This is a genomic window from Streptomyces lasalocidi, from assembly GCF_005280215.1.
In the GTDB taxonomy this organism is placed as follows: domain Bacteria; phylum Actinomycetota; class Actinomycetes; order Streptomycetales; family Streptomycetaceae; genus Streptomyces; species Streptomyces longwoodensis.
Genome location: NZ_SZNQ01000001.1, coordinates 2,830,818 through 2,854,861, shown reverse-complemented (window position 1 = coordinate 2,854,861; position 24,044 = coordinate 2,830,818). Strand labels below are relative to the sequence as shown.

Annotated in this window: 20 protein-coding genes; 7 read left to right on the top strand and 13 right to left on the bottom strand. The window is 75.6% G+C overall.

Annotation, left to right across the window (positions count from 1 at the left end; translation table 11 throughout):
* Positions 1 to 24: 24 nt before the first annotated feature.
* A complete protein-coding gene (locus E4U91_RS12645) occupies positions 25 to 897 on the bottom strand; it encodes an SCO4651 family lipoprotein (protein ID WP_137306945.1) in 873 nt (290 codons plus the stop codon).
* A 276-nt stretch (positions 898 to 1,173) separates the two neighbouring features.
* On the opposite strand from E4U91_RS12645, the gene E4U91_RS12640 reads away from it, so the two are divergent.
* The 3 genes from E4U91_RS12640 to E4U91_RS12630 all read left to right on the top strand — a co-directional run bounded on the left by E4U91_RS12640 (position 1,174) and on the right by E4U91_RS12630 (position 6,197).
* Positions 1,174 to 2,574, top strand: a complete 1,401-nt coding sequence (locus tag E4U91_RS12640) for an APC family permease (RefSeq protein ID WP_137306944.1) — start codon at positions 1,174 to 1,176, stop codon at positions 2,572 to 2,574.
* Between the two features lie 129 nt (positions 2,575 to 2,703).
* Positions 2,704 to 5,346, top strand: a complete 2,643-nt coding sequence (locus E4U91_RS12635; protein ID WP_137306943.1) for a CocE/NonD family hydrolase — start codon at positions 2,704 to 2,706, stop codon at positions 5,344 to 5,346.
* Positions 5,343 to 6,197: an ABC transporter permease gene (locus E4U91_RS12630; RefSeq protein ID WP_137306942.1), complete on the top strand. Its 855-nt coding sequence runs from the start codon at positions 5,343 to 5,345 to the stop codon at positions 6,195 to 6,197. Before E4U91_RS12635 ends, E4U91_RS12630 begins: the two co-directional genes overlap by 4 nt.
* 68 nt (positions 6,198 to 6,265) lie before the next feature.
* Here E4U91_RS12630 and E4U91_RS12625 read toward each other — a convergent pair whose 3' ends face one another.
* Positions 6,266 to 6,655 (bottom strand): rodlin, encoded by a 390-nt coding sequence (locus tag E4U91_RS12625; RefSeq protein ID WP_137306941.1) that lies wholly within the window; start codon positions 6,653 to 6,655, stop codon positions 6,266 to 6,268.
* 245 nt (positions 6,656 to 6,900) lie between these two features.
* Between E4U91_RS12625 and E4U91_RS12620 the strand changes: the two genes are divergently transcribed.
* The 3 genes from E4U91_RS12620 (at position 6,901) to E4U91_RS12610 (ending at position 8,945) form a co-directional block, all read left to right on the top strand.
* Positions 6,901 to 7,290: a rodlin gene (locus E4U91_RS12620; RefSeq protein WP_137306940.1), complete on the top strand. Its 390-nt coding sequence runs from the start codon at positions 6,901 to 6,903 to the stop codon at positions 7,288 to 7,290.
* A gap of 230 nt (positions 7,291 to 7,520) precedes the next feature.
* Positions 7,521 to 7,748 carry a chaplin ChpD gene (gene chpD / locus E4U91_RS12615; protein ID WP_137306939.1) on the top strand — a complete coding sequence of 76 codons (228 nt, stop codon included), beginning with the start codon at positions 7,521 to 7,523 and terminating at the stop codon, positions 7,746 to 7,748.
* A 102-nt stretch (positions 7,749 to 7,850) separates the two neighbouring features.
* A complete protein-coding gene (locus E4U91_RS12610) occupies positions 7,851 to 8,945 on the top strand; it encodes a chaplin (RefSeq protein WP_137306938.1) in 1,095 nt (364 codons plus the stop codon).
* Positions 8,946 to 9,010: 65 nt separating this feature from the next.
* Here the strand turns inward: E4U91_RS12610 and E4U91_RS12605 are convergent, their stop codons facing one another.
* Together E4U91_RS12605 and E4U91_RS12600 are read right to left on the bottom strand one after the other, a co-directional pair.
* Complete coding sequence (locus E4U91_RS12605) at positions 9,011 to 10,285, bottom strand: FAD-dependent oxidoreductase (RefSeq protein ID WP_137310790.1); 1,275 nt, start codon at positions 10,283 to 10,285, stop codon at positions 9,011 to 9,013.
* The gene (locus E4U91_RS12600; RefSeq protein ID WP_137306937.1) at positions 10,285 to 11,571 is read right to left on the bottom strand and encodes a carboxylate--amine ligase; all 1,287 of its coding nucleotides are present in this window, start codon (positions 11,569 to 11,571) and stop codon (positions 10,285 to 10,287) included. The genes E4U91_RS12605 and E4U91_RS12600 overlap by 1 nt, the downstream gene beginning before the upstream one ends.
* Before the next feature lie 137 nt (positions 11,572 to 11,708).
* Here E4U91_RS12600 and E4U91_RS12595 point away from each other — a divergent pair, with 137 nt between their 5' ends.
* The gene (locus E4U91_RS12595; protein WP_174867790.1) at positions 11,709 to 13,196 is read left to right on the top strand and encodes a glycoside hydrolase family 26 protein; all 1,488 of its coding nucleotides are present in this window, start codon (positions 11,709 to 11,711) and stop codon (positions 13,194 to 13,196) included.
* 28 nt (positions 13,197 to 13,224) lie between these two features.
* Here E4U91_RS12595 and E4U91_RS12590 read toward each other — a convergent pair whose 3' ends face one another.
* The 9 genes from E4U91_RS12590 to E4U91_RS12550 are packed head-to-tail and all read right to left on the bottom strand — an operon-like array spanning position 13,225 to position 23,968.
* Complete coding sequence (locus E4U91_RS12590; RefSeq protein WP_174867926.1) at positions 13,225 to 14,385, bottom strand: GNAT family N-acetyltransferase; 1,161 nt, start codon at positions 14,383 to 14,385, stop codon at positions 13,225 to 13,227.
* An 8-nt stretch (positions 14,386 to 14,393) separates the two neighbouring features.
* Entirely contained in the window at positions 14,394 to 15,053 is a 660-nt protein-coding gene (locus E4U91_RS12585; RefSeq protein WP_137306935.1) for a YveK family protein, read from the bottom strand.
* On the bottom strand, positions 15,050 to 16,288 hold the full coding sequence (locus E4U91_RS12580) for a glycosyltransferase (protein ID WP_137306934.1): 1,239 nt from the start codon (positions 16,286 to 16,288) through the stop codon (positions 15,050 to 15,052). Before E4U91_RS12580 ends, E4U91_RS12585 begins: the two co-directional genes overlap by 4 nt.
* Positions 16,285 to 17,043, bottom strand: a complete 759-nt coding sequence (locus E4U91_RS12575; RefSeq protein WP_137306933.1) for a polysaccharide deacetylase family protein — start codon at positions 17,041 to 17,043, stop codon at positions 16,285 to 16,287. Before E4U91_RS12575 ends, E4U91_RS12580 begins: the two co-directional genes overlap by 4 nt.
* Complete coding sequence (locus E4U91_RS12570) at positions 17,027 to 18,787, bottom strand: lipid II flippase MurJ (RefSeq protein WP_137306932.1); 1,761 nt, start codon at positions 18,785 to 18,787, stop codon at positions 17,027 to 17,029. The genes E4U91_RS12575 and E4U91_RS12570 overlap by 17 nt, the downstream gene beginning before the upstream one ends.
* Entirely contained in the window at positions 18,784 to 20,145 is a 1,362-nt protein-coding gene (locus E4U91_RS12565) for an O-antigen ligase family protein (protein WP_137306931.1), read from the bottom strand. Before E4U91_RS12565 ends, E4U91_RS12570 begins: the two co-directional genes overlap by 4 nt.
* A gap of 5 nt (positions 20,146 to 20,150) precedes the next feature.
* Entirely contained in the window at positions 20,151 to 21,569 is a 1,419-nt protein-coding gene (locus tag E4U91_RS12560) for an exopolysaccharide biosynthesis polyprenyl glycosylphosphotransferase (protein ID WP_137306930.1), read from the bottom strand.
* Entirely contained in the window at positions 21,566 to 22,816 is a 1,251-nt protein-coding gene (locus E4U91_RS12555) for a glycosyltransferase family 4 protein (RefSeq protein ID WP_137306929.1), read from the bottom strand. Before E4U91_RS12555 ends, E4U91_RS12560 begins: the two co-directional genes overlap by 4 nt.
* Before the next feature lie 54 nt (positions 22,817 to 22,870).
* Positions 22,871 to 23,968, bottom strand: coding sequence for a DUF3344 domain-containing protein (locus tag E4U91_RS12550; RefSeq protein WP_137306928.1), 1,098 nt, complete (start codon positions 23,966 to 23,968; stop codon positions 22,871 to 22,873).
* Positions 23,969 to 24,044: the final 76 nt, after the last annotated feature.

Genomic DNA, 24,044 nt, shown 5'->3' with positions numbered 1-24,044 from the left:
GGGGAGGAGCGGCGCACCGGCGTGTCACTGGCCGAGCGCCTTGTCCCGCTGCGCCCGGACCTGCTCGGTCAGGTCGGCGGTGTCGGAGGCGGGCGGCGCCGTGACCGGCCGGGTCGCGCCGAACTTCAGGAAGTCGATGGTCACGTCCATGCCCGCGCCGCTCTGCTCGACCCGCACCGGCAGGTCCTTGCCGTCGACCCAGACGTCGTAGGTGACCCTGCCGCCCCCGGCCTGCAAGGCGGCCAAGGCGGCCTTCTTCTCGGCCGGGGTCAGCTTCGAGCCGTTGATCTGCTCCGCGCCGACGCTGCCCCGGTAGTGCTCGGCCGTCCGGCCGAGGACCTTCTCCTCGCCGAGGTCCTTCACGTCCTTGGACGCGCCGATGTAGCGCAGGCCCGTGGTGGGGTCGGCGTTGTCCGCGATGTTGTCCGCGCCGGCCTCGCCGACGACGGCCGAGACGTCGATGCGCATCCAGTGCTTGCCCTCGAGCGGGCCGCTCGGCTGCGGGTCGACGCCGTAGTAGTAGGCGCCGTCGACCATCTTGACCTGCGTCGTCGGGTCGTCCTGCACGGACGTCATCTGGGCCGCCGCGGTGTCCATCCGGACGTCCATGGCGGCGCCGTCGCCCCAGGAGTAGGTGCCGTTCATGGTGACCGGCCGGCCGCCGGTCGCGGTCAGCGATGTGGTCGTGGCGACCTGCGCCGAGCCGGCCTGCGCGGTCCGGTCCGTCGCGCGGGTCAGCGCGGCCATGATCTGCCCGGAGCTCTTCCCGACGGCCTCCCCGGCCTTCCTGCCGGTGTCCTCCGCGGTGTCCTTCGCCGACCCCCCGCCGCACGCGGTCGTCGCCACCAGAGCCGCCGTGGCCATGCCCAGCCAGGCAGCCGTGTACCTCGGCCTCATTCGTCCCCCCTGCTGTGAACCGTCTGTGATCCCCGACTGTATCGGGCGCCACCGACAACCCGGCGCCCGGTTTTTTCGTCCGCGCGCGCTGCGGTTCCCGCACGCTCCAACCCGCCGGACCTTGCGGCCCCTCCCTGCCGGATACACGATCAAAAGCGTCCGTCACCTACGGATTCCGTAGGTAAACAGCTATTGACGTGGCGGTTTTCGTCGGGGTGTGATGCGGCATCGCCCCACTCATCGGAGGCATCCGCACGAGTCGATCGGAACCGCTTGATGACCGACACGCTCCGCCCCGTCGCCACCCCCGTAGCGCAGGCCCCGGACGAGGGCCCCCAGAAGCTGAAGCGTTCCATCGGCGTCGTCGGCGGCACCCTGCTGACGCTCTCCTGCGTGACCCCCGCCTCCACCCTGTTCGTCGTCGTCCCCGACCTGTTCGGCACGCTCGGCACCGCCACCGCCGTCACCATCGCCATCGGCTCCCTCCTCTGCATCGCCGTGGCGTTCTGTTACTCCGAGCTCGGCACCCTGATCCCCAGCGCGGGCGGCGAGTACGCGATGGTGTCCACGCTCGCCGGGCGGCTCGCCGGCTGGCTGGTGTTCGTGCTCTCCCTGCTGGTGGTGATGATCGTCCCGCCGGTGATCGCGATGGGCACCGCGGACTACCTCGCCCCGATCGTCCACCTCGACCCGGCGATGACGGGCGCCGGCGTCATGCTCCTCGCCACCCTCGCCGGCCTGCTCGACCTGCGGGCCAACGCCTGGATCACCGGCATCTTCCTGGTCCTGGAGGTCATCGCGGCCGCCCTCGTCGCGGTGCTCGGCTTCTCCCACGGCCACCGGGGGATGGGCAGCCTGGTGTCGATGGAGGTGGCCGGTGCGGACGGCCACGCGGACACCGTCACCGCGATGCTGGTCGTCTCGGGCCTGGCCATCGCCCTGTTCATCACCCAGGGCTTCTCGACCGCCGTCTACCTCTCCGAGGAACTGGAGAACCCCCGCCGCTCCGTCGCCCGCACGGTCCTCGCCACCCTCGCCATCTCCACGGTGATCATCCTGGTCCCGGTCGTCGCGATCACCCTGGGCGCCTCCGACCTCTCCGAGCTCACCGGCGGCGACATCGGCTCCATGGTCACCGCCTGGTCCAACACCGCCGTGGGCACCTTCGTCAGCCTCTGCGTGGCCCTGGCGATCATCAACGCCGGCATCGTCATGGTCATCCAGAACTCCCGCGTCCTGTTCGCCTCGGCCCGCGACAAGGCGTGGCCCGAGCCGGTCAACGCCGTCTTCTCCAAGCTCGGCCGCTTCGGCTCCCCCTGGGTCGCCACGCTCGCCGTCGGCGTCCCCGGCGCGCTGCTCTGCTTCGTCAACCTGGACACCCTGTACGGCGTGACGGGCGTCTCCGTGACCGGCATGTACCTGCTGGTCGCCGTCGCCGCCCTGCTGTCCCGGCGCGGCGCCCACCGCCACACCGCCGCCTGGCGGATGCCGCTGTGGCCCGCCGTACCGGTGCTGCTGATCGTGGTCCTCGCCTACATCCTCACCCAGCAGGAAGTGGGCTACCTGCTGGGGACCGGCGGCATCACGGCGGTCGCGACCCTGTACTGGGCGCTGTACCTGCGCCCGCGCAAGGAGACCCGCTGGCTGGTGTCCCTGCCCGAGGACGAGCAGGGCTGAGCCCGCAGGAGAGGGCCCCGTGTACCGCGGACGCGGTACGCGGCCGCCCCGCCGTACCCCGGTGGGAGGGCCCCCGGATCAGCCCTCGGTCGACACCGCCCGGACAGGTGCGGCCCGTACCGTTGACGCATGGATCTTCGACTGCCCCGGCTCCGGGCCCCGCGGCGGCCCCGGCGGCTGATCGCCGCCGCGGCCGCCGTGGCCGTCCTCGCCGGCGCCGGGACGTGGACGGCCGTGGCGTCGGACGACGCACCGCCCGTGCACCGCGCCGACCGGGTGCTGCCCGTCGACGGCGTGCGCCTGGACACCTCGTACTTCACGGCCGGCGGTCCGGGGCGCCGCCCGGCCGTCCTGCTCGGCCACGGCTTCGGCGGCAGCAAGGACGACGTCCGCGCCCAGGCCGAGGAGCTGGCCCGCGACGGGTACGCGGTGCTCACCTGGTCGGCCCGCGGCTTCGGCCGCTCCACCGGGAAGATCGGCCTGAACGACCCCTCCGGCGAGGTCGCCGACGTCTCGAAGCTGATCGACTGGCTCGCCGAGCAGCCCCAGGTCCGGCTGGACGCGGCCGGGGACCCGCGGGTCGGCGTGACCGGGGCCTCCTACGGCGGGGCGGTCTCCCTGCTGGCCGCCGGGTACGACCACCGCGTCGACGCCATCGCCCCGGCGATCACCTACTGGAACCTCGCCGACGCGCTCTTCCCCGACGGTGTGTTCAAGAAGCTGTGGGCCGGCGTCTTCTTCAGCACCGGCGGCGGCTGCGCCCGCTTCGAGCCCGCGCTGTGCGCGATGTACCAGCGCGTCGCCGAGTCCGGCACGCCGGACGCAGCGGCGCGCCGGCTCCTCACCGAGCGCTCGCCGTCCGCCGTCGCCGGCCGCATCGAGGTCCCCACGCTGCTGCTCCAGGGCCAGACCGACTCGCTGTTCCCCCTCGCCCAGGCCGACGCCGCCCAGAAGGCGATCTCCGCCAACGGCGCGCCCGTCGACGTCGACTGGATCGCGGGCGGCCACGACGGCGGCGACCTGGAGACCGGCCGCGTCCGGGCCCGCGTCACCTCCTGGTTCGACCGCTACCTCAAGGGCGACGAGAGCGCGGGCACCGGCCCCGCCTTCCGCGTCACCCGCACCGGGGGCGTCGACTCCACCGACGGCGCCGCCCTGCTGCGCGGCGCGAGCGCCGACCACTACCCCGGCCTGGACAGCGGTCCGCGCCCGGTCGCCCTGACCGGCGGCACCCAGCGCTTCGCCAACCCGGCCGGCGCCACCCCGCCCGCCGTGTCCGCCCTGCCCGGCCTCGGCGGCACCGGCGGCCTCGCCCAGCTCTCCTCCCTCGGCATCGGCGTCTCCCTCGACTTCCCCGGCCAGTACGCCGCGTTCGAGTCCGCGCCGGTCGCGAACGGCCTGCGCATCACCGGCTCGCCGACGGTCACCGTGCACGTCACGTCGACCAGCGCGGATGCCGTCCTGTTCGCCAAGGTCTACGACGTCGGCGAGGACCGCACCCGCCAGGTGCTGCCCGCCCAGCTGGTCACCCCGGTCCGCGTCGAGGGCGCCCGCACGGGCAAGGACGTCATGCTCACCCTCCCGGCGATCGACCACGCGGTCGAGAAGGGCCACCGGCTGCGCCTGGTCCTCGCCTCCACCGACCTCGCCTACGCCTCCCCGGCCGCCCCCGCCACCTACACCGTGTCCCTGAAGGGCGACCTGAGGGTCCCGACCGCCGCCGGGGTCACCACGGCCGCCGCCCCGCTGCCGTCCTGGGTCTGGTGGCTGCCGCTCGCCGGGGCACTCCTCGCGCTCGGCCTGCTGCTCACCGCCCGCCGCCGCACCGCCGCCCCGGCCCCCGACCCCGCCCTTGCCGACGTCCCGCTCCAGATCACCGGCCTGAGCAAGAAGTACGCCAAGGGCGACCGCTACAGCGTGCGCGACCTGTCCTTCCGCGTGGACAAGGGCCAGGTCCTCGGCCTGCTCGGCCCCAACGGCGCGGGCAAGACCACCACCCTGCGCATGCTGATGGGCCTGATCACACCCGACGCGGGCGAGATCCGGGTCTTCGGCCACGCGATCCGCCCCGGCGCCCCGGTGCTGTCCCGGGTCGGCGCCTTCGTCGAGGGCGCCGGTTTCCTGCCGCACCTGTCCGGCCGGGAGAACCTGGAGCTGTACTGGCGGGCCACCGGCCGCCCGCCCGCCGACGCCCACCTCGACGAGGCCCTGGAGATCGCCGGCCTCGGCGACGCGCTGGCCCGCGCGGTGCGCACGTACTCCCAGGGCATGCGCCAGCGCCTGGCCATCGCCCAGGCCATGCTGGGCCTGCCCGACCTGCTGATCCTCGACGAGCCGACCAACGGCCTCGACCCGCCCCAGATCCGCGAGATGCGCGAGGTGATGATCCGGTACGCCGCCGGCGGCCGCACGGTGATCGTCTCCAGCCACCTGCTGGCGGAGGTCGAGCAGTCCTGCACCCACCTGGTGGTCATGGACCGCGGCCGGCTCGTCCAGGCGGGCCCGGTCGGCGAGATCGTCGGCGCCGGCGACACTCTCCTGGTGGGCACCGCCGCGCCCGTGGAGGACCCGGTGGTGGAGAAGGTCGTCGCGCTGCCGGGCGTCGCGTCGGCCGTGCGCGCCGACGGGGGCCTGCTGGTCCGCCTGGGCGCCGACGGCACGGCCCAGCGCCTGGTCGCCGAGCTGGTCCGCCTCGACGTGCCCGTGGCGTCGGTCGGTCCGCACCGCCGCCTGGAGGACGCCTTCCTCACCCTGATCGGAGGTTCCGCATGAGCACCCTCACCGAGGTCGCCTCCGGCTACCGCGCGGGCCGCACCCTGCCGCTGCGCGTGGAGCTGGTCCGCCAGCTCAAGCGGCGCCGCACACTGGTCATGGGCGGCATCCTCGCCGTGCTGCCGTTCGTGCTGCTCGTCGCCTTCGCGATCGGCGGGGAACCCGGCGGCCGCAACGGCCAGGTGACCCTGATGGACACGGCCACCGCGTCCGGCGCCAACTTCGCCGCGGTCAACCTGTTCGTCTCCGCGGGCTTCCTGCTGGTGATCCCGGTCGCCCTGTTCTGCGGGGACACGGTGGCCTCGGAGGCGAGCTGGTCGTCCCTGCGCTACCTGCTGGCGGCGCCCGTGCCCCGCGCCCGGCTGCTGTGGTCCAAGCTCGTGGTGGGGCTGGGGATGAGCCTGGCCGCGATGGTGCTGCTGCCGCTCGTCGCGCTCGCCGTGGGCACGGCGGCCTACGGCTGGGGCCCGCTCCAGCTCCCCACCGGCGGCGCGCTCGACGCGGGCACCGCCGCCCAGCGTCTCGTGGTGGTGGTGGCGTACGTCTTCGTGTCCCAACTCGTCACCGCAGGACTGGCCTTCTGGCTGTCGACCCGCACGGACGCCCCGCTCGGCGCGGTCGGCGGCGCGGTCGGGCTGACCATCGTCGGCAACGTCCTCGACGCGGTCACCGCGCTCGGCCACTGGCGCGACGTCCTGCCCGCGCACTGGCAGTTCGCCTGGGCGGACGCCGTCCAGCCCACCCCGGAGTGGTCCGGCATGATCCAGGGCACCGTCGTCTCGGTCACCTACGCCGCCGTCCTGTTCGCCCTGGCCTTCCGCCACTTCGCCCGCAAGGACGTGGTGTCCTAAGGGAAGACGCGGCACGACGAAGGGCGGCCCGCCGGCATTCCGGCGGGCCGCCCTTCGTCGCGCGTCGGCTACTGGCCGTTGGCGGAGAGGATCGACACGTCCTCCAGCAGGTGCGCCAGCGCGCCGTCGCGCTTGGACTGCGTGGAGTTCTCGGTGCACTGCTGGTCCAGGTCGTCCGACAGGATCGGCAGGTCGTTGATCGGGACGATGTTGAGGATCGGGACGGCGATGTCGTTCGCCGCGATGCACGGCTTGTTGAACGAACCCTGGATCAGCGCCATCTGCGGGCTCATGTTCCCGTACGTGGCCGAGTTGCCGAAGCTCTGCGCCGCACCGTTGCCGTTGGCCACGGACGGCCCGGAGTCGTCACCGATCGCCATCGCCTGCGTGGCCGACGCGGCGGAGGCACCCACGATGGAAGCGGCGATCGCTGCAGTGGCAATAACCTTCTTGATCACTGACCAGTCCTTTCTGATGAAACCCCGTCCACCGGAGCCTCCTGGTCAACTGGGCGGGCGCCGTACGGTTTCTCACGGTCACCCTGTCGGCCGATAGCGAGACTGTTTGTGTGCTGGTCGTTCCGGATGATTTTCCGTCCGTTGCACGCGCTGCGGGCCAACCGGGTGAACACCCGCAACCAATCATCCGACGCCGGGTTGATGTCGCCGTAGGGCATGTGTCGCTACGACGAAAGGAACGCGAAGTGCTCAAGAAGGCAATGGTCGCCGCGGCGGCCGCCGTCTCTGTCATCGGTATGTCGGCGGCGGTCGCCCCCCAGGCTCTTGCCATCGGGGACGACTCCGGACCGTCCGTCGCCAACGGGAACGGCGCCTCGTCGTCGTTCGGCAACTCGGCGACCAAGGGCGACATGAGCCCGCAGCTGTCGCTGGTCGAGGGCACGCTGAACAAGCCGTGCCTCGCCCTCGAGGACATCCAGGTCCCGATCATCAACATCGTGCCGATCAACGATGTGCCGATCCTGTCGGACGACCTGGACCAGCAGTGCTCCGACAACTCCACCAACGCCAAGCGCGACGGTGCGCTGTCGCACATCCTGGAGGACCTGTCGGTCCTGTCGGCGAACGGTCAGTAGACCCGTATCGCAGGCCGCCCGGTCGTTTTTCCGTGAAGAAGCCTTTCCCCTACTGCGATCCGCCGATTATATGAGGGCGTTCGGGTGAATTCGGGGGCGACACGCGTTGGTGAGTTTCCTCGGCTGTCTATGACTCGTTTGCAGCCTGCAGGTCATGGTGCGAGCCTTTCCGGCTGTGCTCGCCGGTTTCCTACCGTCATTCGATGCATGACCGCAGAGAAGGGAATGTCATGAAGAAGAGCGCTGCTGTCGTCGCGGGCCTCGTCCTGGCTCTGGGTGGGGCCGCGCCGGCCTTCGCCGACGCCGGTGCCGAGGGGGCGGCCGTCGGTTCCCCCGGCGTCCTGTCGGGCAACGTGATCCAGGTTCCGATCCACATCCCGGTCAACGTCTGCGGCAACACGATCAACGTCATCGGTCTGCTGAACCCGGCGTTCGGCAACACCTGCGTCAACGACTGACGACGCCTCGACCAGCTCCGGCTGGGTCTGAGCCGGCCTTGGACACGTCACACGTCTCCGGGGCCGGCTTTTTCCACCTCTCCGAGCAGGAAGACCACGAGATTGCGACAGACCCTGAGCAGGGGAGTGGTCGCGGCAGCGGCCGCGACCGGCATCCTGACCCTGTGCGGCAGTTCCGCACTCGCCGACACGCAGGCGAACAGCGTCGCCGGAGGATCACCCGGCGTCCTGGCGGGCAACAACGTCGAGGTCCCCGTCGAGGTCCCGGTGAACGCCTGCGGCAACACCGTCGACCCGGCCGGCGCCCTCAACCCCGCGTTCGCCAACGCCTGCGCCCAGGCCGCCGCGGCACGCTCCACGACCCGCGGCTCCGACGACCTCGGTGACGCCTGGGGCCGCGACCACCACGACTGGACCCACGGCGTCCCCCGCGTCCCGGCCGACGTCCCCGGGTCCCAGGACCAGGGCGGCAGCCACGACACGTCCGGGTCGCAGGACCAGGGCGATGGCCACGACAACTCCGCGTCCCAGGACCAGGGCGGCGGCGGTCGCGACACCTCCGGCGGCGGTGAGTCGGGCCACGGCTCCGACGAGGCGTCCACGTCGCCCGCGCAGGGCGGCGGCCACGACACGTCCGGCGGCGACGAGGGCTACGGCTCCCACGACACCCCGAAGTCCCCCGGCAAGGACCACGGCGACTCGGGCCACGACTCGGGCTACGGCTCCGACGACACCCCGAAGTCCCCGGGCAAGGACCACGGCGACTCGGGCTACGGCTCCGACGACTCCGGTTACGGCTCCTCCGGCGGCGACCAGGGCCACCCCCCGACCGGCGGCGGGCACACCCCGCCCGACGACGACTGCCAGGAGACCCCGCCCGGCGGTGGCGGTCACACGCCTCCTCCGGGCGGTGGCGACCACACGCCTCCTCCCGGCGGTGGGGACCACACGCCTCCTCCCGGCGGTGGCGACCACACGCCTCCTCCTGGTGGAGGGGACCACACGCCCCCCGGCGGCGGTGAGACCACCCCGCCCGGCGGCGGTGACCACACCCCGCCCGGAGGGCAGCAGGAGCAGCCGCCCACGCTGCCCCACACCGGGGCCGAAGGGCTGCTGGCCGCCTCCGGGTTCAGCGCGGCGCTGATCACCTCCGGCGCCCTGCTGTACCGGCGCGGCCGGGCGGCGTCCCGCCGCTGACCCACGGGGTGCCGGACGCCTCGCGCCCGGCACCCCACCCGCCGTTCCCACCGGCCGGGTCCACCTCACGCGGGCCCGGCCACCCCCACGCCCTCCCGCAGGTCCCGGCCCACCGGGACGTGGGCCGTGCCGCTCGGCCGGGAGCCGCGCAGATGACGTCGTACTCCGCGCAGCAGGGTCCGCGCCGTGAACGTGGCGCCGTGGACGAAGCGCATGGACGGCCCGAAGGCCGGGGCGGTGATCAGGCCCGCCAGGAACAGGCCGGGCCGGGTGGTCTCGAACGCGTGGCCCACCACCGGGGCGCCGCCCGCCGTCGTGGCCAGGTCCGCGCGCAGCTCGGGTGACAGCAGCGCCAGCCGGTCGAGGGTCGCCCGGAAACCCGTGGCGGCGATGACGTGCTCGGTCTCCAGGTACCGGGACAGGCGGCCCGCGCCCGGGACGTCCAGCTCCAGGCGTACACCGCCCGGCACCGGCCGTGCCGCGGTGACCCGGTGGGCCGTCAGCACCTCGACGGCGCCCTCGACGCGCTCGCGGATCCACCACGCGCCCGCCGGTCCCAGGGCCGTGGCCGCGATCCGGGACCGGGTGGTCTCGGGCAGGCGGCGGTACAGGCCCTGCCGTTCGGCGTAGAACCAGTTGCGCCAGCCGCAGCCCAGCCCGCTGTGCGGGGAGCGCAGCGAGTGCGTGCGGGGGCGGTCCAGGGGAGGCGGGACGTCGTTCCAGCGCAGCCGGTCCGCGCGGGCCAGTACCCGTACCCGGGTGCCCTGTTCGGCCAGCAGCGCCGCCGTCTCCAGGGCCGCCTGGCCGCCGCCGACCACCGTGACGTCCCGGCCGCGGAAGCGGTCCAGGGCGGCGTGGTGGCTGCTGTGCGAGACCAGGGCGGGGTCCAGGGCGCGCAGGACCGGCGGGACCTCCACGAAGGGCAGTACGCCGACCGCGAGCACGACCGCGCGGGCGGCCACCCGCTCGCCGTCCTCCGTGACCGCCTCGAAGCCCCCGGGCCGGGCCGCGATCCGGGTGATCGTGCGCTCGTCGACCTCCGGGACGGCGTGGCGGGCGAACCACTGCCCGTACGCCGCGAACGTCTCCACCGGGATCGGTGTCCCGTGACGGGCCGTCATTCCCCGCTCGGCGCAGTAGTTCTGCAGCCGCAGGCGGCCGGCCGGGTCGGAGAGGTCGGACGCCCACGGCTCGGACTTCAGGAACATGCCCGGGGGCATGTGGTCCCGCCAGGACGCCATGGGCTGCCCGAAGACCCGCGGGTCCAGCCCGGCGGCCGCGGCGTGGGACGCGATGGACAGGCCGTACGGGCCGGCGCCCACCACCAGGAGCTCGTGCATCAGCATCGGCCCGCCTTCTCGTCGTCGGTCGGTCCGGTCGCGTCCCCGGGTCGGGCCGGTGCCGTCTGCCGTACTACCCGGAGGGTCCCCCCTGAGCGCGCCGCGGCGGACCCGCGGCGCAGCCGCGCCAGCAGCCGTCCTCCGACGTGCCGGCTCCACAGCCCCCACATCGCCCGCCCGGGCGCGGTGTCGTCGCGGGCGCCCCAGGCCAGCTCGCGGCCGGCCGGGGCGGGCCGCAGCGCGGTCAGCGGGGCGTAGTTCTCCACCACGAACAGCCGCCCGGGCAGGGGCCGTCCGTCCGGCAGGGGACGGTGCGTCAGGTCGAGGTGCTGGGCGCGGACGACGTCCAGCCCGGCCGTGTCGGTGAACAGCCGGAACTGGGCGCCGGGCCGGGGGTTGAAGTCGAGCAGGTGGTAGCGGCCGGTCGTGCCGCAGCGGCGGAAGTCCAGGTCGAAGATGCCCCGGTAGCCCAGCCCGGCGGCGAGCCGCTCGGCCAGCGCCTGCACCTGCGGGTTGGGCACCCACGCGCCGGCCGCCGTCAGCCCGGCCCCGCGCGGCCAGGCCAGCAGCTTGCGCCCGGGCCCGCCCGCGCGCACCGCGCCGTCGCGGTCGGCGTACCCGTGGAAGAACCAGTCGCGGTCGGCGCCCGGCGGCAGGAACTCCTGGAGCAGTAGCCGGCTGCCCGCCTCGGCACCGCGCGCGTACAGCTCGCGCGCCTCCCGCGGGCTGCGCACCACCAGTGTGCTGCGCAGCCCGGAACCGGCCGGCAGCAGCCAGGGGCGGCTCCACTTGGCGACCACCGGCAGCCCCAACCGCCAGGCGGCCGCGGCGGCCTGGGCGGGGCTGTCGGGGACGACGGTCGTCGGGTGCGGCACGTCCGCCGCCGCGCACAGCCCCGCCAGCTCCGCCTTGTCGGCGACCCGCTCGGGCAGGTCGCCCGGCTGCTGCGGCAGCAGGAAGGCGGGCGCCAGCCGCGCGCGCAGCCTGCTGACCGCGACCGCGCCCGCGTCGTCCATCGGGATCAGCACGGCGGGCCGTGCGACGCGCGCGGCCACCCGCAGCAGGGTGGCCGCGACCTCGTCGAGACCGGCGCCGGGCGGCGGCGGGGGATGCAGCTGGCGCACGAACCGGGAGGCGCGTACGGGACTTCCCGTCACGTCCGCGACGAGGTGCACGTCGACGTCGGCTCTGCCGAGCGAACGCACGGCACCCAGCGTTCCGTGGTGAAAGGGATTCCGGTCGATCCGCAGCAGTACGGCGGGGACGCGGGTGTCGAGCAGGGACACGTACCAATTTCCTTCGGTCGGTTCACCGGAGCGGCCGAGCGGAACACTCGAAAGCCGTAATGGCGGTGGCGTACTTCCTTTTCGTGTGACTTTCATGTGACTGGCCGTCAGTAATTCGGCGTGAGGAAGGAGCAGGCATGACCCCACAGCAGCGCGGCGTCCGCTCGCGGCGGCTGACCGTCGTGGCGGCGGCGCTCGTCGCGTCGGCAGCCCTGGCGTGCGGACCTGGATTCGCCGCGGGCGCGGGGGTGACGCGGGTCGCCGATCCGCCCGCTCCCACCCCGGCCGTCCCGGCCCCGCCCGCCACCGCCCAGACCCCTGTCCCGCAGGCTCCGGTCCCGCTGGCTCCGGTCCCGCTGGCTCCGGTCCCGCAGGCTGCGGCCCCGCAGACCCCGGTCCCGCTGGCTCCGGCCCCGGAGCCCCCGGCCCCGCAGAACCCCGCCCCGCAGCCCCCGGCACCCGTGACCCCGGCCCCCGTGCCCCCGGCCGTGACGCCGGCGCCCGGGACGCCCGCCCCGTCCACGCCCGCCTCGTCCACGCCCACCCTGACGCCGCCGCAGCGCCCCGCCTTCGGCGCCTACCTCGACTACGGCCCCCTCGGCGTGGCCCGGATGGCCCAGCTCAGCACCTGGCTCGGCGGCGCCGAGCTGCGCGTCGGGCACACCTACCTGCCGGGCGACCGGTGGAGCAACATCGAGGGCCGCCCCGGCTTCCTGGACGTCTGGGCGCACTGGCGCCGGGAGAAGGCCGACCGGATGCTCGTCCTCAACGTGCCGATGATGGAGCGCAACGAGGACGGCGTGTCCGACGCCGAGGTGCGCCGCCTGCTGCGCCGGGGCGCCGACGGCGAGTTCGATCAGCACTTCAAGGCCCTCGCCGAGCGGCTGGTCGAGCTGGACGTGCCGGACACGGTGCTGGTGCTCGGCTGGGAGATGAACGGCATCACGTACACCCATCGCTGCGGCCCCGACCCCGAGGCCTGGAAGACGTACTGGAACAGGATCGTCACCGCCATGCGGTCCGTGCCCGGCCAGGCGTTCAAGTTCGACTTCGCGCCGAGCCGCGGCCGGGACGCCGTTCCCTGGACGCAGTGCTACCCGGGGGACGACACGGTCGACATCGTGGGAATGGACTCCTACGACCAGCCGAGCGGCCTCACGTTCGAGGAACAGGTGAAGGAACCGTACGGCCTCCAGGAACACGTGGATTTCGCCAAGAAGCACGGCAAAGCCATTTCCTACCCCGAATGGGGCCTTTTCCGCAACGGCGACAACGCCACCTACATGCGGGGCATGCTCGGCTGGATGGACGCGCACAAACCGCTGTACAACACGCTGACCGACTACTGCCCGCACGGCGTGTGGCAGTGCCGGCAGAACCCGCAGGCGTCGGAGGTCTACCGCGCCGTCCTCTCCGGCCGCCCCGCCGTCCCCACGCTGCTGCCGTCCCCGCCCGCGCCGAGCGCGCAGCCCGCGACGCCGCAGCCCGTCGGACAGCCGGTGCCCCAGCCGTCGCCGTCCGCGGCGCCCGCCCGCTGCTCGCCGCTGGACCTGGGCGACTGGGTCGAGTACTGGCTCGGCGGCAAGCTGTGCGTCCGCCTCGACTGGTACTCCCGCCGGCACTGACCGGGCCGCGGGTGGCGGCGGGTCCGGCTCAGGGCCTGCCGCCACCGGCGTGCTCCCTCGACTGCCCGCGCGCCTCCCACCGGCGCACCACCTCCTTGCCCCGCCGCCGCGCGGCCGCGTCGCACAGCGCCGCCTGCAGCAGCGGGGCGGTGCGCCGACGGGCCATCAGCAGCCGCTGGCTGACGACCGTCTCGGGCCGCCAGTGGTGCTTGTACGGCTCGTCGCCGCGCAGCAGGCTCAGCGTGTCGTGGCCGCCGTCGCGGGTGTGCTCGGTGCAGGCGTCCAGCAGCATCACCGCCACGTCGGCCTTGCGCTCGCGCAGCCGGGGGTGGGCGCCGTACAGGTAGCCTCCGGCCAGGCGCGGCGACAGCAGGGTCAGGTCGACGGCCACCACCTCTCCCTCCAGCAGGAACTCGGTGACCACCGCGTCCCCGGAGCGCACCATCGCCCCGGCCGCGCGCACCAGGTGCGCACGGAACCGGGGCCGCAGGTGTTCGCCCGTCACCTTCCGCCCCTGCCACTGCAGCGCGTGCAGCTCCAGGAGCCGGCCCAGCGCCCGGTCAACCTCCCGCGGGCCGACCGGACGGCGTTCCACGCCCAGCGCGGCCAGCTTGCGCAGCTTGGCGCGCACCCGCTGGGCCTTCGCCGACGGCAGCCGCGCCAGCAGCTCCTCCATCGGCACCGCGGGCAGCTCCAGGCACACCGAGTCGTCCACCCGGTGCCGGGGTCCGCTCCAGCGCGCGTAGACCCGCTCGACCGCGCCGCCCGGGCGGACCTCGCGGAAGTCGAGGAGCGCGGTGCGGGCGGCGGTGGCCAGCCCCGCGGTGAGCGCGGCGACGGCCTCCTCGCCGCGCTCGTCGTCGACCAGCACGTCCGCGTAGTCGGAGACGGCCCCGCCGAGCGGCACCAGCGCGGGCAGCGGACGGCGCACGGCCGTCAGCGGAGCGGCGGCCAGCAGGTCGCCGCCGTCGCGCACCACCAGCAGCCGCAGCCGCCCGGGCGTGCCGTACGAGCGCCACCAGGCGTGCAGCCAGGCGTGGTGCTGGAACGGCGTCGCCGTGGAGCAGCGCCGGTACAGCCGCCCCCAGGCGGGCGCGAGGTCGGCGAACGCGGCCTCGTCGGTGAGCAGTTCGCACACCGTCCCCGAGCGGCGCGCCGAGCGGGCGGTGTCCGGGAACGTGCCCGTCAGCGCCGCGTTCACAGTGCCCCGTGCGCGTCGGCGGCCACGGCCGGACCGGGTACGGCGGCCGGGCGGCCGGGCTCCTCCTCGCGGGCCCGCCCCGGCCGGACCAGCAGCACCAGGCCGCCCAGCAGCCCGCCCGCGCTCGCGCCGACCAGACCGGTCACCGCGGGCGACGCGGACGACGGCCCGGACGGCTCGACGGCGCGGGCGAACTGCTGGAGCCGGACATTGGTGGCGCCCTGGCTGTGCGCCGCGTACTGGGTGAGGGCGCGCGAGACGGCGTTGGCCATGTCGGCGGCCACGTCCGCCCGGTCGGAGCTCGCGGTGACGGCGACCATCGGCGCGTCCGGCGAGGTCGCGGTCTGCACGTCGCGCTGGAGCGTCGCCGCCGGCACCCCGGCCCACACCTGCGCGTCGCCGAGCACGGCGAGCTGGGTGGCGACCCGCCCGTAGGCCTGCGCGAAGCCCAGCGCGGACGCCGGGTCGGACTTCTCGGTGGGGACGGCGACGACGTAGGCCGTGGCCGTGTAGACGGGCGGGTGCAGCGCGCCGTACGCGGCGCCGAGCAGACCGCCCGTGACGACGCCCGCCGCGAGCAGCGACCACGGCGGGAGCGTCCTGACCCGCGCGAGCCGACGGGACCGGCCGTGCTGCCGGGTGGTGTTCTCGGTCATGACGAACTGACTCCCTGGGGTGACGGGGACGGGGACGGGGAGGGTGACAGGGCCGGGGACGCGCGGGGGACGGGGGACGCGGGGGCCGTGGGGGGCCTCCCGGCCGCGGACGGCAGGGGGCGGCCCTCGACGACCGCCGCGTACACCTCCGTCAGCCGGGCCGCGCTGCGGGTGATGTCGTAGTGCCGGGCCGCCTCCGGGGCCTCGCGCGGGTGCGGGCCCCGGGCGCGGGCCTCGGCGACGGCCCGGGCGAACGCGTCGGGGCCGCCGGTGACGCGCCGGGCGCCGGGCGCGGCGTGCGCGGGCAGGTCGGCCACGGCGGGGCAGGAGGCGTACAGCACGGGCAGTCCGGCCGCCAGGCCCTCCACCACAGCGAGGCCGAACGCCTCCTCGGGGGACGGCGAGGCGAGCAGGTCCATCGCCGAGACGAGGGACGGCAGGTCGGGGCCCGGGCTGCCGTCGGGCAGGCAGGGCCGCTCGCCGGTGAACAGCACCCGGTCGGCGACCCGGGCGTCGTGCGCGGTGCGCCGCAGCACGTTCTCCTCGGGTCCGCCGCCGACCAGCACCAGCCAGTGGTCCTCGGGCAGCCGGGCCAGGGCGCGCACCAGGACGTCGAAGCGCTTGCCCGCGGCCAGGCGCCCGATCCCGCCCACGACGAAGGCGCCCGGGGGCAGCCCGAGCCGCTGCCGGGTGCGCTCCCGGGCCGCCGGGTCGAAGCGGAAGCGGGCCAGGTCGATGCCGTTGGGCACGACCTCGACGCGCGACGCGGGCACGCCCCAGCGGGTGAGCCGTGCGGCGACCGTCGGCGAGACGGCGACCGTGGCCCGGCCGAGCCGCTCGCCGGCCAGGTACAGCGCCCGCACGCCCCGGGTCAGCGGGCGCCCCTCCATCTGGGAGTCGCCGAGGGAGTGCTCGGTGGCCACGACCGCCCGCACCCCCGCGAGCCGCGCGGCCAGCCGGCCGTACAGACAGGCCCGGTACAGGTGGGTGTGCACGAGGTCGTAGCGGCCGGAGCTCACCAGCCGGGCCAGCCGGGGCAGGGCGGCCAGGTCGCGGTTGCCCGCCATGCCGAGGTGGGTGACGTCGATGCCGTCGGCGGTCAGCCCGTCGGCCACCGCGCCCGGGTGGGTGAGCGTCACCACGTCGCAGTCGACGGGCAGGTGCCGCAGCAGCAGCCGCAGTTGCTGTTCGGCGCCGCCCACGCCGAGCCCGGTGATGACGTGCAGCGCCTTCACGGCTGCGCCGCCACGGGACGCCGGCGCAGCCGGTGCAGCCGGTACTTCAGGAACAGCCGTACGGCCGTGTCGCGCTCCCCGACGTGCAGCCGGGGCAGGGCGTGCGGGCCGGTCAGCGGGCCCGGGTCGATGGCGCACGCGTACGCGTACCCGGCGGCGCGCACGGCGTCGACGACGCGGTGGTCGACGGTGCCGTACGGGTAGCAGAAGCCCGCGGGCTCGGTGCCGAGCAGGTCGCCCAGCGCGGCGCGGCTGCCCGCGGTCTCCGCCGCGAGGGTGGCGTCGTCGACGCGGGTGAGGTCGAGGTGGGTGAGCCCGTGCGAGCCGATCTCGGTGCCCGCGTCGGCCGCCGCGCGGATGCCGTCGGCGCCCAGCAGCGGCTTGCACGGGCCGGGCCGGTCCCAGGCGTTCTCCCCGCCGAGCCGGCCGGGCAGCACGAACAGGGTCGCGGTGCAGCCGTGGCGGGTGAGCAGGGGCAGCGCGTCGGTGAGGAAGTCGGCGTACCCGTCGTCGAAGGTCAGCCCGACCAGGCCGTGGCCGTCGCCGCGGGCGCGGGCGGCGAGCAGTTCGGCCATGGACACCCCGCGCAGGCCCCGGCCGCGCAGCCACGCCAGCTGCCGGTCCAGCCGCTCGGGCGTGACCGTCACCCGGTAGGGGTCGTGGGTGCGGTCGCCCACCGAGTGGTACATCGCCACCCAGGGGACCGGGCCGGGCGTCTGCGCCGGGCGTCGTGCGGTGTCAGCGGGAACGGACATGCGGCAGCCTCCGGTACGCGGAACGGACGGAACTCAGTGCGGCGTCGACGCCCTGGGCGCCCAGCGCCCGGCCGAGCACCACGAAGACGGCGGTCACGGTGAGCGCCCCGGCCGCCAGGCCGGTGAGCGGGTCGCCGGGGCGGCCCGCGACGAGCGCCCCGGCGAGCGTGGCGGCCACGGCCGCGAGGACCGGCCGGGACAGTTCGCGCAGCAGGGCGCGGACCCGGACCGGCACGGCCCGCGGGCGGCCGTGCCGGCCCGCGCTCTTCGTGCCGGTCAGCAGGACCAGCGCGGTGGCGGTGATGCCGGCCGCGTTGGCGGCGGCGATCCCGGACACGCCCCAGGGCCCCACGGTCAACGCGCCGGCCAGGCAGGTGACGGCGATCCCGACGCTCATCGCGCCGACCGGGTACCAGGTGGCGCGGCCCGCCGAGAAGTAGGAGCGGGTGAGCGCCCCCACCAGCGTCTGGCCGAGCAGCCCGAGCGCGTACACCCGCATCACCCCGGCCGTCGCGGCGGTGTCCCGGGCGGTGAACGCGCCGCGCTGGAAGAGCACCTCGATGATCTGCGGGGCGCACGCGACGACCGTGGCCGCGCCCAGCAGCACCACGCAGGCGGCCAGCGCCACGTCCCGTTCCACCCGGCCGCGGGCCCGTTCGGTGTCCCCGTCGGCGAGGGCGCGCGCGACCACCGGGAAGGTGACCGTGCACAGCATCAGCGACAGGATCATCGGCATCTGCGCGACCTTCTGCGCGTAGTTGAGGTGCGAGATGGCCCCGGCGGGCAGCTGCGAGGCGAGGAACCGCTCGACCAGCACCTGCGACTGGCGGCACAGCGCGAACAGCAGCACGCTCGCCACCAGCGCGGTGTCGAGCGGACGCGGCTCCTCGGCGGGCGCGCCCGCCCCGTGCCTGCTGCGCCGTCCCACCTGCCGCAGCAGCGACGGCAGCTGGACGGCGACCATCAGGCAGCCGCCCACCGCCACCCCGGCCGCCGCCGCGCGCACCCCCCACCGCCCGCCGAGGGCGAGCATGCCCGTGATGATCCCGGCGTTGTACGCCACGTAGATCGCCGCCGGCGCCACGAACCTCCGGTGGGCGCGCAGGGCGGCGGAGCAGTACCCGGCGAGGCCGAAGCTGACCACGCAGGTGGCGGTGAGCCGGGTGCAGTCCACGGCGAGGCCCGGGTCCGGCAGCCCCGGCGCGAGCACGTCCACGAGCTGCGGCGCGGCGACGACCAGCAGGGCACCGACGGCCACGAAGGCCAGCGACAGCCGGGGCAGGGTGCCCGCGACCAGGGCGCGCACCGGGTCCCCGCCGGCGCCCCGGGCCCGCCGGGACAGGGCCGCGCTGAAGGCCGGGATCAGCGCGAACGCCAGCCCGTCCTCGATCAGCAGGGTGGCGGCGAACTCCGGCACGGTCCACGCCACCAGGAAGGCGTCGGTGTCGCTGCCCGCCCCGAACAGCCGGGCCAGCGCCTGGTCCCGGACCAGCCCGAGCAGCGACCCCGCGAGGGACAGCCCGGCCGTGACGAGCGCGGCGCGCGCGAGGAAGCGCCGCGAGGGGGAGGGGAGTTCGGGTCCACCGGGTCCACCGGGGGGCGGCTCGGCGGGCAGTCCCGCCGGCTCGGGTGACGACGCGGCGGGCAGTCCCGGCGCCCCGGGTGACGACGCGGCGGACGGTCGTACCGGCGGCACGGGCGCGGGCCCGTCCGCCGGGGGTGTCCGGGAGGGCGTCACCGTCATCGCGCGACGGCCTCCGGATCGCCCTGGGCCCCGGTGGCCGACCGGCCGGCGGCGGCCGGTGCGGGCGGGCCGTCCGGCTCGGCCAGCGCCCACCAGGCGACGAGCCCCAGGCAGACGGCGGTCAGCACGGTCGAGGGGCCGCCGATGTCGGCGTACACGAAGTCGGTGAGCTGCCACACGAGCAGCCCGCAGGCGACCAGCGCGCAGTCGAGGCCAGGCGCGCGGGAGCGGTGCGCCCGGCGCAGCCGGCCGAGCGCGCACACGAGCAGGGCCAGCCAGCCGCCCGCGAGGGCCAGCAGCCCGACCAGGCCCTGTTCGCCGAGGACGAGGAGGTACATGTTGTGCGGGGACAGCAGCGGCTGCCGTACGAAGCCGGAGCCCGCGCCCTCGGTGTCGCTGCCCGAGGACAGGGCCAGCGAGGCGTGCGCGTCCCGGTGTTCGGGGAAGCCCTTCAGGCCGACGCCGGTCAGCGGGTGCTCGCGCCACATGCCGACCGCGGCCGCCCACATCGTGTACCGGTCGGTGACCGACTGGTCGGGGGCGTCGGTGACCTGGGTGATGCTGCTGATCCGCTCCTGGAGCATCGCCGAGCCGACGCCCAGCCCGCCGACCAGGATCACGCCCAGCGCGGCCACCACCGCGGCCACGGTCAGCGCCCGCCGCAGCCCCGCCAGCACCAGCTGGGCCGCACAGGTCACCGCGGTCGCGATCCAGGCGCCCCGGCTGAAGGACACCGCCAGGGGCAGCAGCAGGGCGCCCGCGCAGGCGGTCGCCACCAGCCGCTGGCGCACGTCGGCGCGGCCGAGCGCCAGGCCGACCGCGCAGACCAGGCCGAACGACACGACCGTGGCCATGCCCATCACGTCCTGCGGTCCGAAGGTGCCGACCGCTCGGAGGTCCTCGCCCTGGTAGGAGGCGCCGGTGTGGGTGACGTACTGGTGCACGCCGACCGCGCCCTGCCAGCCGGCGAGCCCCACGAACGACCAGGCCAGCAGCCGGAAGTCGGAGCGGTCGCGGACCAGCAGCAGCACGGCCGCGGGCACCAGCACGAAGACCTGGAGGTAGCGGCCGAGGCCGGCCAGGCCCTCGCCCGGCGAGGACGCACCCAGCGCCGCCAGGGTCAGCCCCGCCACCGGAAGGCCCAGCACCACCGCGGCCCGGCGGGACAGCGGGCGCCTGCGCCGCCGCAGCAGCCGGACCGCGCAGTACAGCACGGCGAGCGCGGAGAGCGCGTCCGCCGGGCCCGCGCCGCCCTCGCCGCCCGGGGCGACGGGCAGCGCGATCAGCGCGATCACGGCCGCCACGGGCAGCACCGGCGGCCAGGGCCGGGGCGACTTCAGCGGCAGGGCGAGGGCCATCGGTGTCAGCTCCCGGTGGGCCGCACCAGGGCGGCCGCGGTGCGCAGCAGGATGCAGACGTCCTGCCACAGCGACCAGTTGTCGATGTAGGCGTTGTCGAAGCGGGCCCGGTCCTCGATCGAGGTGTCGCCGCGCAGCCCGTGGACCTGGGCGAGCCCGGTGATGCCGGTGCGCATCCGGTGGCGGGCCGCGTAGCCGGGGTAGGTCTGGCTGAACTGAGCGACGAAGTACGGTCGTTCGGGGCGCGGTCCGACCAGGCTCATGTCGCCGCGCAGCACGTTCCACAGCTGGAGCAGCTCGTCGAGCGAGGTCTGGCGCAGGAAGCGGCAGAAGGGGCTCATCCGCTGCTCGCCGGCCACGCTCCAGCGGGTCGCCGACTCGTGCTCGTCGACCGGGCGGTGGGTGCGGAACTTCAGCAGCGTGAACGGGCGCCCGTCCTTGCCGATGCGCTCCTGCCGGAACACCACCCCCGGCCCGTCGGTGAGCCGCAGCACCGCCGCGCACACCAGCAGCAGCGGGCTGACCGCCAGCAGCAGGGTCCCGGACACGGCGACGTCCAGCAGCCGCTTGCCGAGGTCGTCCCGCTCGCGTGGCCCGAGGTCGAGCCGGCGGCGGGAGAACCCGGCGAGCTGGTCGCGGGTGGCGTACGACGGGCTGTCCGCGTCGACCTCCCACACGGTGCAGCCCGACCCGGCGAGCGCCCGCAGCAGCGGGCCCTGCGCGGTGCGCGCGGAGGGGTGCACGCACAGCACCTCGCGCACCGCGTTCTGGATGAGCGCCCGCTGCACCTCCTCATCCGTCGTCAGCACGGGCAGCCCGCCGGCGCCGTCCGGGTGGTCGGCGACGATGCCCACCGGCCGCACCCCGCAGCGCGGGTGGCGCAGCACGGCCGCGGCGACGCGCTGGGCGGTGGCTGCGGGACCGACGACGAGCGCGGCGCTGGGGCGGCGCAGCAGGGCCCGGCGACGGACCGAGTGGACCAGGGAACGGCTCGCGAGGGCCGTCGCCGCCTGCGCGGCGCAGCCCAGCAGCAGGGTGCGCGCGGACAGGGCGTGCGCCGGCGCGTACGCCGCGACGAGCGCGCCCAGCGCGAGCCAGGCGACCACGATCCGGCCGCAGACGGCGGGCAGTTCGTCCAGCACCCCCGCGACCGGCCGGGCGCGCCGGGCCCGCAGCAGCAGGGTGGCCGCCAGGAGCACGGCGACCAGGTCGGGGTGGCGCGGCGCCTCGGCGAGCGCGAGGGCGCCGCCCGCGAGGGCGGCCGCGCCGTCGGCCAGCAGCAGCGGCAGCGGGGAGGCGGGGCGCGTCGGGGGGCGCCGGACCGGGAACCGGTATCCCGCGCCGCTCGGGCGCCGCGGGATGACCGAGACGGACGCGTGTCCGGGCTGCGCGCCGGGGGAGGGGACGGTGCTTTCCGCAGTCACGAGGGGATGGACTCCCTGCACTCGGTGGGTAGGGCGTGCGGGGCCGGCCCGGGACCGAGGAGGTCGCGGTACACCTCCGCGACCCGTTCGGCGGTGCGCCGCACGTCGTGCGTGGACAGGACGTGGCGGCGCCCCCGGGAGCCGAGCCCGGCGCGCAGCGGCGCGTCGAGCAGCAGCCCGGCGACGGCCCCGGCCAGCTCCGCCGCCCGTTCGGGGGGCACCAGACAGCGGTCGGCGAGGTCGGCGGGCAGGCTCTCGCGGGCGCCGTCCACGTCGGTCGCCACCACCGGCCGGCCGCACGCCATCGCCTCCAGCGGGGCCAGCGCCATGCCCTCCCAGCGCGACGGCAGGACCACCAGGTCGGCGGCCTGGTACCAGGGCACGGGGTCGGCGACCGTCCCCGCGAACCGCACCGACCCGGGCGCCCGCGCGCGCAGCGCGTCACCGTCCGGTCCGTCGCCGACCAGGACCAGCCGGGCGCCGGGCACCCGGCGCACCACCTGCTCCCAGGCGTCGAGCAGCACGTCCTGGCCCTTCTGCCGGCACAGCCGTCCCACGCACACCGCCAGCGGGTCGTCCGGGGCGAGGTCCGGCAGCAGCGCCGCGCGCACGGCGGCGGACGGGGCGGGGCGGAAGCGGTCGGGGTCGATGCCGTTGGGGACGACCCGGCAGCGCCCGCGGGAACCGTCGTCGGCGCGGGCCGGCGCCCCACCCGCGCGTGCCGGGCCGGCCGGCTCGTCGGCCGCGGGCCGCGCGGCGGCGATCCCTGCGCGCAGCCCGGTCGCGCGCTCGGCCTCGCTCACGCACACCAGCCGGTGGGTCCAGCGCGCCCCGTACCGCTCCCACGCGCGCGCGAGGGCCGCCGTGGTGCCGCCGACCGCCTCGAACGACCAGGCGTGCGGCTGGAACACGGTGGGGATCCGCCCGCGCACCGCCAGCCGCCCGGCCAGCCCGGCCTTGGCGCTGTGCGCGTGCACCAGGTCGGGCCGCACCTCCTGGACCACGCGCGCGAGGCGGCGCACCTCGCCCCACAGGGCGGGACCCGGCGCCCGCGTCGCCTCCCACCGCCGCACGTCCGCGCCCAGGGACGCCAGGTCCCCGGCGAGCGGACCGCCGGGACAGGCGACCGCGACGCGCAGCCCGGCGGCGAGCTGCGCCCGCACCAGGTCCGTCACGACACGGGCGACCCCGCCGTCCACCGGCTGGGTCAGGTGCAGGACCCGGGGCCCGGGTACTGACTCGTGCATGGCGCGTCTTCCTCGCTCAACGGTGGCGCTCGGGACGGGCGGAACCGCGCCTGGTCACTTCCGGGCGTCGACGGCGACGAAGAGTGCGCCGGCCCACGCCGCGTCCCGGTGGGAAACGAGCCGGAGCGCCGCCTGGTCACCGCCGCGCAGCGATCCGGGCCCGAGATCGAACACGTCCGAGTCGTAGCCGAGGGTGTGCGCGTACGCCGGGACACGCGCCGCCGGAGCCTCCCCCGGCTCGCTGATCGTGGAGTTCAGTACGTCGTCCCCCGGGTTGGCCGCGTCCGACAGCGGTGCCCGGTCCGGGTGACCGTTCGAGAACGTGAGCGAATCACCCGTACGGCCGCGGTCGCCGTCGTACGCCACGATCCCCACCCGCCCGCTCGCCCCCGGCGCGACAGGCCGCCCGTCCAGCCGGACCCCAAGGCCCTGCGCGAGCGTGTCGAAGCCGTCCCACAGGGCGAGGTGGCGCAGCGGCTCGGCGGGGTTCTCGTACGCGGCCACCAGCGTCCAGCCGCCCCACGCGCCCGCGGCCGACCGGCCCTTGGCCACGTCGACCTGGGCGACCGTGTACAGCCCCGAGCCGCTGTCGCGGACCAGGCCGGTGACGTCGGCGGAGGCCTGGAAGGCGTCGGCGTCGTAGCCGACGCGGTGGCCGACGACCGTGTCCGCGCGGACCGCCTTGTACCGCCCGCCCGGCTCGGCGACCAGTACCCGCCCGGCGTCGGCGGCCGGCTTCTGCTCGCCCACGCGCAGGTTGCCGCCCCAGTACAGCCGCGCGTACGTCACCCGGGAACCGGGCGGCAGGCGGAGCTCGGCGCGGGAGGAGTTGTAGGTGTTCGGGTCGTCGTCGACGTCGACGTAGAACATGTCGAAGTCGTCGTTGGCGCCCGCCCGTCCGTCCCGCACGCCTGCGCAGCCCGGGTCCGCGGTGCGGCAGCTGATCGCGGTGTTGGCCGCGCGGACGAACCCGCCGTGCTGGGTGGCCCGGTGGCGCTCGGTGAACGGCAGGCGCTGGGCCTCGGCGGCGGGGGGCGCGGGTGCGGGCGGCGGGGGGACGGCGGCGCGCGCGCCGGTGGGGGCCCAGAGCGCGGCGAGGGCGAGCGCCCCCGCCGTCGCGCGGCGCAGCAGGGGACCGGGAAGGAGGCGCATGACCGGCGATGCCCTTTCGGAAGAAGCCCCCGCGCAGTGCGACCGCATCCCGCGGGGTGGGTCCCGCCGGCTCGCA

Excerpts from the sequence above, each read along its gene's own strand:
- E4U91_RS12645 (WP_137306945.1), bottom strand. The coding sequence starts at position 897 with ATGAGGCCGAGGTACACGGCTGCCTGGCTGGGCATGGCCACGGCGGCT.
- E4U91_RS12640 (WP_137306944.1), top strand. The coding sequence starts at position 1,174 with ATGACCGACACGCTCCGCCCCGTCGCCACCCCCGTAGCGCAGGCCCCG.
- E4U91_RS12635 (WP_137306943.1), top strand. The coding sequence starts at position 2,704 with ATGGATCTTCGACTGCCCCGGCTCCGGGCCCCGCGGCGGCCCCGGCGG.
- E4U91_RS12630 (WP_137306942.1), top strand. The coding sequence starts at position 5,343 with ATGAGCACCCTCACCGAGGTCGCCTCCGGCTACCGCGCGGGCCGCACC.
- chpD (WP_137306939.1), top strand. The coding sequence starts at position 7,521 with ATGAAGAAGAGCGCTGCTGTCGTCGCGGGCCTCGTCCTGGCTCTGGGT.
- E4U91_RS12605 (WP_137310790.1), bottom strand. The coding sequence starts at position 10,285 with ATGCACGAGCTCCTGGTGGTGGGCGCCGGCCCGTACGGCCTGTCCATC.
- E4U91_RS12595 (WP_174867790.1), top strand. The coding sequence starts at position 11,709 with ATGACCCCACAGCAGCGCGGCGTCCGCTCGCGGCGGCTGACCGTCGTG.
- E4U91_RS12585 (WP_137306935.1), bottom strand. The coding sequence starts at position 15,053 with ATGACCGAGAACACCACCCGGCAGCACGGCCGGTCCCGTCGGCTCGCG.
- E4U91_RS12575 (WP_137306933.1), bottom strand. The coding sequence starts at position 17,043 with ATGTCCGTTCCCGCTGACACCGCACGACGCCCGGCGCAGACGCCCGGC.
- E4U91_RS12570 (WP_137306932.1), bottom strand. The coding sequence starts at position 18,787 with ATGACGGTGACGCCCTCCCGGACACCCCCGGCGGACGGGCCCGCGCCC.
- E4U91_RS12565 (WP_137306931.1), bottom strand. The coding sequence starts at position 20,145 with ATGGCCCTCGCCCTGCCGCTGAAGTCGCCCCGGCCCTGGCCGCCGGTG.
- E4U91_RS12555 (WP_137306929.1), bottom strand. The coding sequence starts at position 22,816 with ATGCACGAGTCAGTACCCGGGCCCCGGGTCCTGCACCTGACCCAGCCG.
- E4U91_RS12550 (WP_137306928.1), bottom strand. The coding sequence starts at position 23,968 with ATGCGCCTCCTTCCCGGTCCCCTGCTGCGCCGCGCGACGGCGGGGGCG.